Origin of the sequence: Paenibacillus sp. FSL R7-0652 (assembly GCF_038595045.1) — a bacterium.
Lineage (GTDB): Bacteria > Bacillota > Bacilli > Paenibacillales > Paenibacillaceae > Paenibacillus.
The window spans coordinates 5,373,003-5,388,157 of record NZ_CP152001.1 but is presented as its reverse complement, the minus strand read 5'-3'; the positions used below and the strand labels follow the sequence as shown (position 1 = coordinate 5,388,157).

At 47.5% G+C, this 15,155-nt stretch carries 12 protein-coding genes; 9 read left to right on the top strand and 3 right to left on the bottom strand.

The window, feature by feature from the left end; all coding sequences use genetic code 11:
- The first annotated feature begins 218 nt into the window (after positions 1-218).
- From MKY97_RS23620 to dnaI, 3 genes are all read left to right on the top strand, one after another.
- Positions 219-1,742 (top strand): helicase DnaB, encoded by a 1,524-nt coding sequence (locus MKY97_RS23620; RefSeq protein ID WP_342552677.1) that lies wholly within the window; start codon positions 219-221, stop codon positions 1,740-1,742.
- 107 nt (positions 1,743-1,849) lie between these two features.
- Positions 1,850-2,770 (top strand): tetratricopeptide repeat protein, encoded by a 921-nt coding sequence (locus MKY97_RS23615; protein WP_342552676.1) that lies wholly within the window; start codon positions 1,850-1,852, stop codon positions 2,768-2,770.
- A 160-nt stretch (positions 2,771-2,930) separates the two neighbouring features.
- Positions 2,931-3,881 carry a primosomal protein DnaI gene (gene dnaI / locus MKY97_RS23610; RefSeq protein WP_342552675.1) on the top strand — a complete coding sequence of 317 codons (951 nt, stop codon included), beginning with the start codon at positions 2,931-2,933 and terminating at the stop codon, positions 3,879-3,881.
- A 104-nt stretch (positions 3,882-3,985) separates the two neighbouring features.
- Here the strand turns inward: dnaI and MKY97_RS23605 are convergent, their stop codons facing one another.
- Positions 3,986-4,141: a YqzM family protein gene (locus MKY97_RS23605; RefSeq protein WP_342552674.1), complete on the bottom strand. Its 156-nt coding sequence runs from the start codon at positions 4,139-4,141 to the stop codon at positions 3,986-3,988.
- 265 nt (positions 4,142-4,406) lie between these two features.
- Here MKY97_RS23605 and trxA point away from each other — a divergent pair, with 265 nt between their 5' ends.
- Both trxA and uvrC read left to right on the top strand, forming a co-directional pair.
- Positions 4,407-4,724: a thioredoxin gene (gene trxA / locus MKY97_RS23600; RefSeq protein ID WP_090919457.1), complete on the top strand. Its 318-nt coding sequence runs from the start codon at positions 4,407-4,409 to the stop codon at positions 4,722-4,724.
- Positions 4,725-5,112: 388 nt separating this feature from the next.
- Positions 5,113-7,200, top strand: a complete 2,088-nt coding sequence (uvrC, locus tag MKY97_RS23595) for an excinuclease ABC subunit UvrC (RefSeq protein ID WP_342552673.1) — start codon at positions 5,113-5,115, stop codon at positions 7,198-7,200.
- Here uvrC and MKY97_RS23590 read toward each other — a convergent pair.
- A complete protein-coding gene (locus MKY97_RS23590) occupies positions 7,169-8,866 on the bottom strand; it encodes a type II CAAX endopeptidase family protein (protein WP_342552672.1) in 1,698 nt (565 codons plus the stop codon). The genes uvrC and MKY97_RS23590 overlap by 32 nt on opposite strands.
- 425 nt (positions 8,867-9,291) lie before the next feature.
- Here MKY97_RS23590 and MKY97_RS23585 point away from each other — a divergent pair, with 425 nt between their 5' ends.
- Entirely contained in the window at positions 9,292-10,632 is a 1,341-nt protein-coding gene (locus MKY97_RS23585; RefSeq protein WP_342556437.1) for a TrkH family potassium uptake protein, read from the top strand.
- Positions 10,633-10,665: 33 nt separating this feature from the next.
- Complete coding sequence (locus MKY97_RS23580; protein WP_342552671.1) at positions 10,666-11,337, top strand: TrkA family potassium uptake protein; 672 nt, start codon at positions 10,666-10,668, stop codon at positions 11,335-11,337.
- Positions 11,338-11,365: 28 nt separating this feature from the next.
- On the opposite strand, the gene MKY97_RS23575 is transcribed toward MKY97_RS23580, so the two are convergent.
- A complete protein-coding gene (locus MKY97_RS23575; protein ID WP_342552670.1) occupies positions 11,366-12,289 on the bottom strand; it encodes a LysR family transcriptional regulator in 924 nt (307 codons plus the stop codon).
- Positions 12,290-12,624: 335 nt separating this feature from the next.
- Here MKY97_RS23575 and MKY97_RS23570 point away from each other — a divergent pair, with 335 nt between their 5' ends.
- The gene (locus tag MKY97_RS23570; RefSeq protein WP_342552669.1) at positions 12,625-13,293 is read left to right on the top strand and encodes a succinate dehydrogenase cytochrome b558 subunit; all 669 of its coding nucleotides are present in this window, start codon (positions 12,625-12,627) and stop codon (positions 13,291-13,293) included.
- A gap of 107 nt (positions 13,294-13,400) precedes the next feature.
- The gene (gene sdhA, locus MKY97_RS23565; RefSeq protein WP_342552668.1) at positions 13,401-15,143 is read left to right on the top strand and encodes a succinate dehydrogenase flavoprotein subunit; all 1,743 of its coding nucleotides are present in this window, start codon (positions 13,401-13,403) and stop codon (positions 15,141-15,143) included.
- Positions 15,144-15,155: the final 12 nt, after the last annotated feature.

Here is a 15,155-nt window from a genome sequence, read left to right as displayed (position 1 = left end):
CGCTTGTAATCTCGCAGCACAGCTTTTATAGTATTCTAGCAGCTCTTTCGAGCTGGTCATTAGAAAATTCGCCCAATTTTGCGAAAACGTGAACGATGTCGACCTAGGACGAAACGGAGTGAGAACGGGTTCGTTTTTTACCTGTTTTTGAGCATTTGAGGATCAGGCATTTATGATAGAATAGAAAAACAACCTTTGGGGAAGAAGGAGATCAGGCTATGCGCATGAAGAATTTGCATCATTATACGGAACATCATCGCTACTGCGTATACAGGGAGTTTGGACTAAGCGCCCTGGATGACCGCATGCTTACAGGGGCTTATCAGCCTATGGTAGGTGCTTTTGCGGTTGGCTTGTATCGGCTGTTATTTCAGCATCTCCCCGGGGAACAGGTCGGTTATTCCCCTCTGGAACAGCAGCGGAGACTGTTTATGACATTGGGGCTGGAGCCCAGTGAGAAGGGCCGTAAATATTTGGTTGAACAGGCATCCAAGCTGGAGGCCGTAGGTCTTCTTCAGACATCACGGGTCTATACTCCGGAAAATGATGATTACATCTACGAGTATGAGCTGCAGCCGCCGCTCTCTCCGGCAGAGTTTTTCCGCACACAGCATTTGACACTGCTTCTTCGAGACAAAATTGGCAAATTCGCAGTGCTGTCCCTGCGAGCCGGTTTTTCGGCTGTGGAGAACGGGGACGCGCCTTATGCCGCAGCAAATAAAGAAAATATTTCAGTTCCCTTTTACGATATATTTGAGCTTAACACCCATGTCATTGATTATGAATTGGAACAGGCTTTATCCGAAGTGTCTACCTCGGCGCAGCGAACGGGTACGAATGATACAGCCGAGGAGAACACACTCAATTATGCCGACATTATTTTACGATTCCCGCGTGAGTCGGTGAACCGTCGTTATGTGGAGCAGCTGCGCTTTGATCATGAGCAGTTCGGGATCGTCAATTATGTGGTGAACAAGTTTAGTCTTAGTGTGCAGGATGTATGCCGGCTGCTGGATGAGGATGGGGTGTTTGGACCACAAGGGCAGCTGCTTTTGGATGAGCTGCAGCACAAGGCAAGCATGCAGTTCCGGCAGACGAAGAAACGACAGGAACAGCAGACGGTACAAGCTGCCAAAGTTGTTGCTCTTCGCCAGCATATGGAGGAGCCGCCAGATACAGATTCCAGTGAGCCGCCGGTGGAGCATGTTGTACAGATGGAATATTATGTTGAGGTACCGCCGCAGTTTGCAACCAAATGTGATATTCATCAATACAATATGATGCTTCGTAATGAACCGTATACACGGCTGCTGCAGACGTTTTTCCCAGGCGCCGTACCGGACAACCTGGTTGATATTTTTGAAAAAATCGATCTGAGCTACAAACTGCCTGGTGAAGTGATCAATGTACTGATCCATTATCTGATGGCGCTGCTTGTATCGGGCGGCGAGCAGCGAATTAATCGTAACTTTGTGGAAGCGATCGCTTCCAATATGCTGTTGAAGCAGGTGAATACGTACGAGAAGGCCGTGCAGTATATTCGTGATCAGGCGAAGGTAAAAGGCAAGCAGGCTGCTGGCGCGGCCGGAACCCGTACCCGTACATACGGCAAAGGAACCAAGGCCAAACCCGAAATTCCGATTGTACAAGACATAAGCCATGACGGGGATGCTGTATCCGAAGAAGAGTTTGAAGAAATGATGCGGTTTGCCCAGCAGATGCAGGCCAGCAAGCAAAAATAAACGTTATAGTGCATAATCAAGCGGGTCCCTGGCGAGAGGTGACTCGCTTTTTTTCCAAAGGGAAGGAATCAAACCGTGCACACCTTATGCAGGGAAGGAGGACTCCGTTGAGTACCAGTACGAATCGAAAAGCAATTGAATGTCTTGAACATAACGAGTATGATGCAGCTTTGGCTCTGTTCCAGGAAGCGCTGAACGAATCCAGGGACGTGCAGTCTTTAAACAATCTGGCCTGGGTGTACTATCATGAAGAGGGAGATATAGAAGGGGCTCTGAATTTGGCTAAGGAAGCCGTGGAACTTCATCCAACCTCTCATTTTCCTTACAGCCTGTTAGGTGAAATGTTGGTTCAGAAGGAGAGGTGGGAAGAGGCTTCGGCTGTTTTGGCAGACTCCATCGCCATTGAGCCTTCCAGGGAAGCATACAACAACCTGGCTGCTGCCAAATACCATCTGGGAGAATGGAGCGAAGCCGCGGATTTGTTCCTGAAAAGTGCATCGCCTTCCGATTATGCAATGTACAGCCATATCTACTGTTTGATCAGGCTGGGAAAAAGCAATGAAGCCAAACATAAACTGGATGCTTTTTCAGAACAGGATGAAGATTTTGTTGGAGAAGTGCATGCTGCAGAACTGTACTTGGAGCTGCAGTGTTTTGCTGAAGCAGTTCGCTGGTATGAGAAATCATGGAACACCTATTATAAGACACCGGACTGGGTGTGCCGATATATTTACGCATTAGTGCAGACGAATGCAGTGGAAGATGCGCTCAAAATCGCAGAAGCATGTATTAATTCCAAACAAGAGGATATTCAAGAAGAACAAGCAGAGGTATGCAGTGAGGACTGGACAGAAAGTGACAAGGCATCGTATTTGATTCAGTTGGAAAAGGAGAAGCAGCAGTATGCACAAATCATGAATAGGATTTCTACCGGTTTTGTTCCACCGATGAAATTTACGACATCTTTAAGCTCCAGATGTTACTTATTCGGCTGCTCCAGACATAACTATCCCGAATATGCAGGTTAAGACGGTACCTGTGTGATCCTCGGAATGTTTTTTCCAAATGTATCAGTTGAGTTATTGCCCGCTTTTCTATAGAATGAACTGTACGAATGATTGAGCATGAGGCTGTAGATATGTCCTGTTATTCATAGATATTGATACTTTAAAAAGGGGGCTTGAAGCCATGGAATCCTTGGGAGGACTGCTTCAGCAGCTGAACCCTTCCTTTCGTGAGCAGTCGCGGCGAATTATGGCGGATTTATTGGAGGACCCTTATGTGCGCGAGTTCCGTGCAGGTCATCCCGAACTGAAAGATGCACAGCTAATGCCCGATCTGAGCAAGCTGTTTCAGTACGCCAAAGATTCGAAGAACTGCGCGAATTGTCCGGGACTCGACAACTGTCCCAACGATTTTCAGGGTCATTTTTGCAAACTGGAAGTAGAGAACTTCAACGGTAAACCCGAAATTATAGATATTAAAGCACCCTGCTCCAAGCAGATCGCCAGGCAGAACGAGCATATTATCAAGCAGCGGATCCGCAGTTTCTATGTGGACGAGCGCGCCCTCAGTGCCGGATATAATGATGTGGAAATTATGGGTAAAGATCGCATGCGTGCGCCAGCGGTGAACCGGGTGCTGCGTTATATCAGCGAGACCAAAGCTAATGGGCTCTCCACGCAGGGCTTGTATCTGGAAGGTTCATTCGGAACAGGCAAAACATTTCTGATGTGTTATCTGCTGCATGAACTCGCCGTTGCGGGGCATACAGGTGTCATTATTTATATGCCTGATTTTGTGGAAGATTTGAAGTCCATGATTAGTGAAGGACAGAAGCTGAAGGAAACCACGGACATTCTCAAAAGCTGTGATCTGCTCATCTTTGACGATATCGGTGCAGAGAACCTGAACCCTTGGGTCCGGGATCATGTGATGGGTTCCATTCTTAACTACAGGATGAATCGGAAACCAACGTTTTATACTTCGAACTACAACCTGGAAGGGCTTGAGAAACATCTGAGTTTTACCAACCGGGATGGTGAGGAAACGAACAAAGGGCAGCGTCTGATGGATCGAATTCGCCCGTTTGTGGACGTTATTCAGGTGCGGGGCGAGAATCAGCGCGGCAAGCGTTAGAGCGTATTTTTCCATTTGAAATTCACCAAAAGAAGCCTGGCTTTCGCAATATGCGAAAACCGGGCTTCTCTGGTCTCGGCAGCCTGAATGCTGAACTGCACATTCTACTCGGTCAGGAATTTGAAAATAACCATTCCAAAGAAGATGACAGTCATCAGGCCGCCCATGCCGACAACGCCCATAATCAGATCGAAGAAGTCGTTGCGCGGCTCCTCGTTCACATGTTCACGCGGGTCGGTCATCCGAATATTAGCGTCCATCGTTTTGCCTCCTTTGAGGATTGACAGCTTGGCCTGCAAGCAGGTCTGCAATCCGGAGTAATTTTAGTATACTTGGAAAAGAAAGCGTTTGTAAAGATTTAGCAGATGGCCTGCTTCACCTGTAATTGTGAAGATTTCATGTTGGGAAGATGAACATTGGTCTGTTCATTTCACAAGTTTAACGCACATGTGTTATACTGGAAGTGTCGTTCACGACGTTACAGGTTAAAATAAAACCGTAAGTATATATAAGGAGGACAATTTCATGGCTATTGTTAACGTATCCGATCAATCCTTTAACACGGAAGTCGAAGGAGAAGGAACGGTTCTGGTTGATTTCTGGGCGCCTTGGTGTGGTCCTTGCAAAATGCTCGCTCCAATCCTGGAAGAGCTGTCCACTGAAGTTGGCGATTCCGTAAAAATTGCTAAAGTGAATGTGGATGAGAATCCTGAATCTGCTTCCCGTTTCGGCGTAATGAGTATTCCAACATTGATCTTCTTCAAAGACGGTCAACCGGTTGATAAAGTGGTTGGTTTGAACTCCAAAGAAGCTCTCAAAGGAATCATCGAAAAACATCAATAAACAGCAAAACATCATTAGGTGCAGGCTGACACATCGCCTCCGGTTTACATGCCGGGGGCGTTTTGCGTCGAAAAGCGATATGTAGGACAATATAAAAGTAATGTAGATTATTTATAAATTATACGAATGATTATAAAATGAAACTGGAAATTTACATGATTAACAGAGAGGACAGAAATGAACAGGAGAAGCGAAGCTAAAAGCTTTCTGAAAGAAAGCTGCATCGGAAGCATCTGCTGTAGCCTTTATCACCGGATTTTTCCCTTTGTAAAAGGATAAGGATCGAAAAAATCTGGGGATAACAGCGATCGAAGGTTCATTCTGTCATCGGAATGGAACATGTAAGGTGAAGGCTTCAATTTTTTCGGAAGGGAGGACCCACCGAGCGATGGACCCATATATGCAGCAGTTAGAAGCGCAGGAGAAGGCACTGGAGCAGATTCGCCACAAACTCGCACTGCTTCCCGACATGCCGGGCTGTTATCTGATGAAAAACAGTGAAGGCACCATTATTTACGTTGGTAAAGCCAAAGTGCTGAAGAACCGCGTGCGCTCTTATTTTATTGGAAGTCATAACGGAAAGACGCAGCGTTTGGTGGCGGATATCCGAGATTTTGAATACATCGTGACAGGCAGCAACATGGAAGCACTCATCCTGGAATGCAACCTGATCAAAAAACATATGCCGCGTTACAACGTACTCCTCAAAGACGATAAGACATTTCCGTATCTTAAAATAACGAATGAAAAGCATCCACGGCTCGAAGTAACCCGTCGTGTGCTGAAGGATAAAGCCAAATACTTCGGTCCATACCCGAACTCGTATGCAGCACATCAAACAAAAAAACTGCTGGATCGTATGTATCCCCTTCGCAAATGTGGCGTGATGCCGAAAGAAGTCTGCCTGTATTATCACATGGGCCAATGTCTGGCTCCTTGTGTGAAAGATGTGGGCAAAGAGCAGTATGACGAGATTTCGCAGGAGATCGGATCATTTCTAAGCGGCGGGCATGAAGAGATTAAAAAGGACCTGCAGCGTAAAATGCAGGAAGCGGCCGAGGATCTGTATTTTGAACGGGCCAAAGAGCTTCGTGATCAGGTGATTGCAATTGATGCAATTATGGAAAAACAGAAAATTACGATGGCTGACGCCAGAGACCGCGACGTCTTCGGATTTGCAATCGATAAAGGCTGGATGTGTGTCCAGATTCTATATATGCGTCAGGGAAAAATGATTGAACGCCATGTGTCGACCTTCCCGTTTTACGGTGAGGCCTACAGTGACTTCATGTCCTTTGTTACACAGTATTACAGTGATAACCCGGCACTGCCGCAGGAAATTTTATTACCAGAAATGCCGAAAGAGCTGATGGATGACGGGGATGCGGTCGATCTGGCAGGTACTGATAACGCGAACACGACAGACCATGTTCAGGCTGCGGTAACGGCAGAGTCTGCGCAGGAGGAACAGCAGTCGAAAGCGAATCCAGCTGCCGAATCAGCATCACAGGTTGCCGAGATGCGTACAGCTTATGAAACGAATCCAGCTGCTGACGGTAACAATGGTTCAGCCGATGCGGGGGTAACGTCAAACGCCAAACTGCCATCCGAGATGGAGGACCCGTCCCAGATGGCCGCATCCCTGCAGGAGTGGCTGGAGATCAAAGTGCACATTCCGCAGCGCGGGTTGAAACGCCAGATGATTACGATGGCACTGGACAATGCGCGGGTGGCATTGGAGGAGAAGTTCCGTCTCATTGAACGTAATGAAGAACGGACATCCAAAGCATCCGAAGGATTGGGACGCTGGATCGGGCTGGAGCAGCTGCGCCGGATCGAAGCGTTTGATAACTCGAACATTCAGGGGACCAATCCGGTATCGGCCATGATTGTGTTTACCGACGGTAAACCAGACAAGAAGGAATACCGCAAATACAAAGTACGTTCTGTCGAAGGACCGGATGACTATGAAACGATGCGGGAAGTCATCCGCCGCCGTTATGAGCGCGTGCTTAAAGAAAACCTGACCCAGCCTGACCTGATCGTGGTCGATGGAGGGAAGGGACAGATTTCCGCTGCGGTAGATGTGCTTGAAAATGAGCTGGGGCTGTATATTCCGGTTTGTGGATTGGTGAAGGATGCCAAACACAAAACGTCACAGCTGATGATTGGCAGCCCGCCAGAAGTGATTGCGCTGCCGCGGGACAGTCAGGAGTTTTATCTGCTGCAGCGAATCCAGGAAGAAGTTCACCGGTTTGCCATCTCGTTTCACCGCGAGCAGCGCGGCAAATCAATGGTTACATCCCGGCTGGATGCCATCCCGGGCATTGGGGAGAAGCGGCGCAAGCTGCTGCTGAAGCATTTTGGCTCTTTACGCAAAATAAAAGAGGCCAGCGTCGAAGACTTCCGGCCTCTATCTATTGGGGATAAACTGGCAAATCAGATTATTGCAGCACTTCGTGATGAGGAGTCGTGACATACGGCTCTTCTTTTTGTTTTGGATTGAAACGATACACTGCATATCCTACGATGGCCGGCAGCACAATCCAGAAGATTCCGGCTCCAATGTTCAGTGCATCACCCATGAACACCAGACTGAGGCCCATCAGCAGGCTGTCGAAGATCACATGTGCAAAAACAACGGCAATGAAGCCGTGACGAAGCATGATCAGGCTGAACAGCAGTCCGATGACGGTCAGCTCAATCGGGCGTGTAATGACCGGATAGATCGGATACAGCGTGTGTCCGAGCGCCCAGATGATTGTAGGAACTAGGCACGCGATAAACGTGTTCCGTACGACCTTTTGCATCATACGAATACCAAACAGTCGATACACCGCTTCCTCGCCAATACCGGCCATCCAGGCCATGATCGGGAAGATCCAGGCATAGGTCATGTTATACGTTGATTGATCTGCTGACGTTGTCGACCATGTGCCGATGCTGCGCTCCAGAATAAAGAACAGAATCGACTGCACACCCAGTAGAATGAATGCCCACAGGTAACCGGTATACATACTGTGCAGCACATATTTGCCATAACCCGGCTCTTTGGCACGGGGCCATGGATTCCATCCGATTTTGCGCCACAACCCGTCACCTGCTACAAGTGACAGATAGATCATGGCACTCATCACGAGGGTAATGCCTGTCTGAATGAGCATTAGAAACACCAGCATGAAACTGGAGAGTCCCTGTGCCTCAAAGAGAGGTAACATGTTCAGTGTACCGATCATGGAAGCTGCGAAGTACACCAGCGCCAGCACCAGGCCGCGTTTAAACGATGTGTTCGCACGAGCCAGGATGCTGTAGATGAGCGCCAGCACGCCGAGAACAAACGTCAGAAACGCGTAGCCACCGTAGGTTAACCAGTTGGCCAATTTGGTCTGGTCTTTAACATAATTAGTGTGTGATTTCGGTACAGAGAAGCCCGGATCGAATGAACGGACAGCCCCATTTTCAAATGTAAAATTCAATTCAAGTTTGGAGCTGCCTATCGATTTGCTCGTATCCATATACTTCAGACCCGGCTCACCATCTCGTGTTTCCAATTGAAGCGCTGCGGCATCATAGCCGAATTGTTTTAAAACGCCAGATGCCAGCTCTTCTTTCTCGTTCAAAGGCATGTGGCCTTCTGCAAGTGACTCTGACGTTCGTTCAATCCCTTGTTCTTGTCGAGATTCAAGGGCTGTGTACAAGGAGGTTGGCAGTACACGTTTGAAAGCGACGACTTTTCCTGTTTTCATATGTACGTCAATGTTTAAATAACCGCCCTTATCCTGATCCAATAAACGCACGCGGTATACATCGTAAGGAAAGGCTGCTTCCCATGTTTTATTATACGTATCCAGCTGTTTGGTCTTCGCCATATACCCGTAAATATCGGAATGGGTCTGATAAGTTACAAGGGGTTTACTGGTATTGCTGGGGAGCGTATAGTCATCAACAGAAGCTGCGAATGAACGTGCAGATTGGATCGCATCATCCTTGCTAATGAAGGATGATGACGAAATTTCTGTTGTTTGGGATGAAGTCGCAGGAAAGATCTGAAAGACAAAAAATAAGATCAGGCCGATCACCGCAAGCAACCCCAAACGTTTGAAGTTAGCCTTAAGCTGTAAAGGCTGCTCTGAGGGATTCATGAAATGGTGTTCCTCCTTTATTCAATTACATATTAAAGTAAAGATAGCACAGGGGATGGACCCAATGCCAATGACTTCACGAAAACAGGTGCAAATCTTTGAAAATGAATGAAAATGATCAAAAAAATCTGATCCTGCTGTTAGGGCATGAACTTTCTTACCGTTTTGAGCGAATTCGATGGTATTTACACAAAAACCGTTTTGTGTGCAGCCGCCGCAGCGCTTATAATTTTTGAAGCAAATATGCAGCATCCCGCATGTCTCAAGTTCAACAAGGGAACGAATAGAACCCAGAACGATCCCAACTAGGGGGAGAATGAACAGGTTGTATATCAACTCTAATTATATGTTGCTATTTTATGAATCATACATGGGCTCCACAGGGTGGGGTTATTTTATTTTGGGCAGAGGTGGATGATACAGAAGTGAAAGCAAATGTTCAATGGATGCGATTATCGCCGCCGCGTATTCTGGTATTGGGGTTTGCCGGCATTATTATGTTGGGAACACTGCTGTTAATGCTTCCAGCATCCAGCCGAAACGGCGATAGTCTGGCCTTTATCGATGCGTTCTTCACGGCAACGTCGGCTGTCTGCGTGACAGGGCTGGTTGTTGTGGATACAGGAACCTATTTTTCTATATTGGGTCAGGTGATCATTGCTATTTTGATACAGATCGGCGGTCTCGGCTTTATGACGATGTCTACGCTGGTTGCGATTGCATTCAAACGAAAAATATCGCTCAAGGAGCGGTTGATCTTACAGGAAGCCATGAATCAAAGTACGATGGAAGGCATCGTGCGTTTGATCCGCAAGGTTGTCATCTATTCGCTTATTCTGGAGGGGATCTGCGGTACGTTGTTTGCACTGCGCTGGTCATTAGATATGCCGATTGGGCAGGCGATGTACTATGGCTACTGGCATGCAATCTCCATGTTTAACAATGCCGGTTTTGATATGTTTGGTGATTTTCGCAGTCTGACCGGGTATGTCTATGATCCACTTGTCAATTTTACCGCGATGTTTCTGATCGTTTCCGGAGGGATCGGTTTTGTCGTGCTGTCTGATCTGGTGGAATACCGTCAAACGAAGAAGCTGTCGCTGCATTCCAAAGTGGTACTGCTGATGACAGCCTTGTTGATTATATTTGGAGCACTTGTCATCTTTGTATTTGAGTTCAGCAACCCGCGAACGCTGGGCGGTTTGAACTGGGGCGGTAAACTGCTCGGCTCGTTCTTCCAGTCTGTAACCCCGCGCACAGCCGGGGCAAATACGGTCGATATTGCCGGACTGCGGCAGGCCACGCAATTTTTCATGATTATTTTGATGTTTATCGGTGCATCTCCAGGTTCAACGGGAGGCGGCATCAAAACAACAACATTTTTAATTATGGCCGGAGCGGTCATCGCTATGATGCGTGGACGGGAGGATATCGTTTTTTTCCGGTATCGGCTTGTGCAGGAACGTATTTTCAAAGCGCTGACGATTACACTGCTGGCATTGCTATTCATAATAACAGTAACAATGATATTAAGCACAACTGAGGATAGTAACTTTTTAATGATTTTATTCGAAACGACTTCAGCCTTCGGTACGGTTGGTCTTTCATTAGGTCTGACGCTCAAGCTGACGACGTTTGGCAAGTTAATGATCTGTTTTACGATGTTTGCGGGTCGCCTCGGGCCGATCACATTGGCATATGCACTGGGGCAGAAAAAGGGTAAAGATTTGTACAGGTATCCGGAAGGCAAAATGATAATAGGTTAGTGATTATTTGGATAGAGGGGTTCGTGAAGAACAATGAAAAAACAGCAGTTTGCGGTAATCGGACTTGGGCGGTTCGGCTCCAGTCTGGCGCAGGAGTTAATGGAGTTAGGTTATGAGGTGCTTGGCATCGATAAAAATGAAGAGCTCGTCGAAGACATGAGTGACTTGGTCACTCATGCGGTCGTGGCGGACGCTACGGATGAGGAAGTGCTGCGCTCTCTGGGCATTCGTAATTTTGACTGCGGCATCGTTGCCATTGGTGACGATATTCAGACGAGTATCCTCACCGCCATCCTGCTCAAAGAGCTGGGGGTCAAGACGGTTGTGGCAAAAGCCATTTCGGTTCTTCACGGACGTGCACTCGATAAATTGGGCATTGACCGTGTCGTTTACCCTGAACGTGATATGGGGATTCGGGTTGCTCACCAATTGGTTACGCCAAACCTGCTGGATTACATCGAATTATCCAATGATTACAGCATTGTAGAGATGAAGGTGCCTGCATGTCTGCACAATAAAACGCTCTCGACTCTCAATGCACGGGTGCGCTTTAACTGCAGCATTGTCGCACTGCAAAAAGAAGCCGGGGTCATCATTGCCCCGACCGCGATGGATTCCCTGCAAATGGGGGATATTATGGTCATTATTGGTAATAATAATGACATTGACCGGTTTGAGGAAGAGGTCATCAGTCAGGAAAGCTGAGCAATCCAGCTGCTTCATCGGATTGAAATCAAGGCGTTGTTGTCCTACGTGAGGGCAATGGCGCCTTTGCTGTAAAAAATGCAGCAGTCTCCCTGATCCATTGTCTGGAGGTTTCGCTGAGGTCTTCCTTTTCCCCATAGATCATGCAGGTTGTTCTTCGGGTTTGTTTTAGCTGGGGTAAGTGCACAGCAGCGAGATCATTATCGGCCAGCAGCTGCGGACGAAGATAGGATTTGGGAAGCAGGGCAGCAGCTTTACAGGTCGGCAGCAGACGGATAATCGCTTCAAATGAATCAATCTCCATACGAATATCGGGCATTACGGTACAGCGCTGGAAGAGGTCATCGGTCAGTTTGCGGTACCATGTTCCTTTGGAGAAGGTGATCATCGGCAGATCCTGAAGATGCTCCATGCCGGCTTCTTTGCCAGCCAGCGGATGTGTAAGCGGCACGACCAGCTCCAGGTGATCGTCAAACAGCGGTACACAGTTGAGTCCGGTTTCACTGATCGACGAGGCAACAATACCCACATCGGCTTTTTTGTCACGTACAAAAGAGACTATCTCATGTGTTTTGCCTGTTAACAGCTTTAATTCAGCATGCGGATGCTTTTCCATAAAAGCATTAACCAGCGGGGGCAGGGTGGTCTGAAGTGTCGTCAGGCTGGCTCCCAGGGTAATAATACTCTGTTCCTCATCCTTGTATTGGGACAGCATGGTGAGAAATTTTTGCTGCTGCTGCTTTTGTTCAACGGCGAAAGTATAAGCAAGCTGACCTACACTCGTTAATTCCAGCCGTTTACCGCGGCGGTGAAAGAGGGCTACCCCAAGCTCATCCTCCAGTTTGGAGATTTTGCGGGAGAGTGCCGGTTGGGATAAATTCAGTAATTTGGACGCACGGTTCAGACTGGATTGCTCTACGACCGCTGCAAATGCATTTAATTCTTCGAACATGAACACAAACCTCTCTTCTTATGAGTGTGATTCTTGCCCTTGATTAATCGTCTGCCATGATGTATGGCTTACCAACCTCATTTTTTTAGTCTCGCAGCGCCTGCAAACGCCTTGTTTCAATGCTTATACCTATAGGTTATAACATTTAATAATTATATTGCAATTCCCTTATAAGAAAAAAAGGAGTAACATGAATTGTGACACAAGTTGTTCACACCTGATCAAATCGGAACAATTTGTCGAACCTTTTCATGGAAAAGTGTTCGAGTCATGATAAGGTATGAGTATTAGCATTTATGAAAACGTTGTATTTAACGAAAGGGGATCGACATTTTATGAAAGGGTTTTACTCCAGAAAGCTGCACTCCTTGCTTGGCGTCATTCCGCTCAGTCTGTTTTTTCTAGAGCATCTGGTGACGAACTTCTCAGCAGTTGAAGGCGGCAAAGAAGCTTTTAACGGTGCGGTTGCCTTCTTGAACAGCCTGCCGCTCGTCATTGTTTTGGAAACGTTTCTGATCTGGCTGCCGCTGTTCTATCACGGTGTATATGGTCTGTACATTGCTTATCAGGCCAAGCCTAACGTGGGCCGTTACGGCAATGAGCGCAACTGGCGTTATACGCTGCAGCGGATCAGTGGTGTCATCACGTTTGTATTTGTGATCTGGCACGTGTGGGAGACGCGTGTACAAGTGGCTCTCGGCAATGTGACTCACGAAGAGTTAGGCGGTGTTATCCATAACATCGTGATGAATCCGGTAACATTTATTTTATATCTGATCAGTGTTGTGGCGGCATCCTATCACTTTGCCAATGGACTCTGGTCGTTCCTCGTTAGCTGGGGAATCACAGTCGGACCTCGAGCACAGCGCGTATCCTCGTATGTGTGCATGAGCTTGTTCGGTATTATTTCCATCATGTTCATCGCTTCGTTGTTTGCTTTCCGGAACGTTGATTTCCAGACAGCGACTTCAATGATGGATGCGGTAAAATCAGTGCTGATCTAAATCAAGTGATTCTAGGAATTCATGTTTAACGATGTGATTTTTGCGATTAATGCTTACTAATTTAATTATTGTGATAAAGGCTTACTTAATAAGGGAGTGAACTAGCAATGGCATCATCGAATGTAATTATTGTGGGCGGCGGTCTCGCGGGATTGATGGCGGCGATCAAATCGGCTGAAGCCGGAGTCCATGTTCATTTATTTTCACTGGTTCCTGTTAAAAGATCCCACTCCGTATGTGCCCAGGGCGGTATCAACGGTGCGGTAAATACGAAAGGGGAAGGTGACTCCCCATGGGTACACTTTGACGATACGGTATACGGCGGAGACTTCCTCGCCAATCAACCGCCAGTTAAAGCGATGTGTGAAGCGGCACCTGGTATCATTCACCTGATGGACCGGATGGGCGTTATGTTCAACCGTACACCGGAAGGTTTGCTCGATTTCCGTCGTTTCGGGGGAACGAAGCATCACCGTACAGCATTTGCCGGTGCAACAACAGGTCAACAGCTGCTGTATGCATTGGATGAGCAGGTACGTCGCTGGGAAGCAGCCGGTCTCGTGACGAAGTATGAGAACTGGGAATTCCTGCAGGCTGTTGTAGATGACGAAGGGGTATGCCGCGGGATCGTGGCACAGGATCTGAAAACGATGAAGGTGCAGACTTTCCCGGCTGAAGCTGTTATCTTGGCGAGTGGTGGTCCTGGAATCATTTTCGGTAAAACAACAAACTCCGTCATCAACACAGGAACTGCCGCGAGTGCGGTATATCAGCAGGGTGTGAATTATGCGAACGGCGAATTCATTCAGATTCACCCGACAGCAATTCCAGGAGACGACAAGCTGCGTCTGATGTCCGAATCTGCCCGTGGTGAAGGTGGCCGGATCTGGACGTACAAAGACGGTAAGCCTTGGTACTTCCTTGAAGAAAAATATCCTTCCTACGGTAACCTTGTGCCGCGTGATATCGCAACACGTGAAATTTTCAGCGTTTGCGTAGACATGGGACTTGGTGTGAACGGTGAGAACATGGTGTATCTCGACCTCTCTCACAAAGATCCGAAGGAACTGGATGTTAAACTGGGTGGAATCATCGAAATCTATGAGAAATTCATGGGTGACGATCCGCGCAAAATTCCGATGAAAATTTTCCCGGCCGTTCACTATTCCATGGGCGGCATGTGGGTAGATTATAATCAAATGACGAACATTCCAGGGCTGTTTGCAGCTGGCGAATGTGAATATCAATATCATGGTGCCAACCGTTTGGGTGCAAACTCACTCGTATCCGCAATTTATGGTGGTATGGTGGCAGGACCAAAAGCGGCTGAATATATCAAAGGACTCAAGAAGTCCTCTGCTGATATCTCTTCTTCTGTATTTGATGGCTATACGAAGCGTCAAACTGACAAATACGAAGGTATCATGAAAATGCAGGGTACCGAAAATGCTTACGTGATTCACAAAGAGCTGGGCGAGTGGATGACAGCCAACATGACCGTAGTTCGTTACAACGACAAGCTTGAAGCGACGATTGGCAAAATCAAGGAACTGAAAGAGCGTTATGGCAAAATCAACATGTATGACAACTCTGGCTGGAACAATCCGGGTGCGGCATTTACCCGCCAATTGTGGAACATGCTTGAGCTTGCTGAAGCAATGACACTCGGCGCACTGCTGCGTAACGAGAGCCGCGGAGCGCATTACAAACCTGAGTTCACAGAGCGTAACGATGAAGAATTCCTGAAGACGACCATTGCAAGCTGGACGAAGGAAGGTCCGCAAATCTCGTACGAGCCAGTGGACGTATCCCTGATTCCTCCGCGGATTCGTGACTATTCCAAAGATTAATCTGCTTTATTT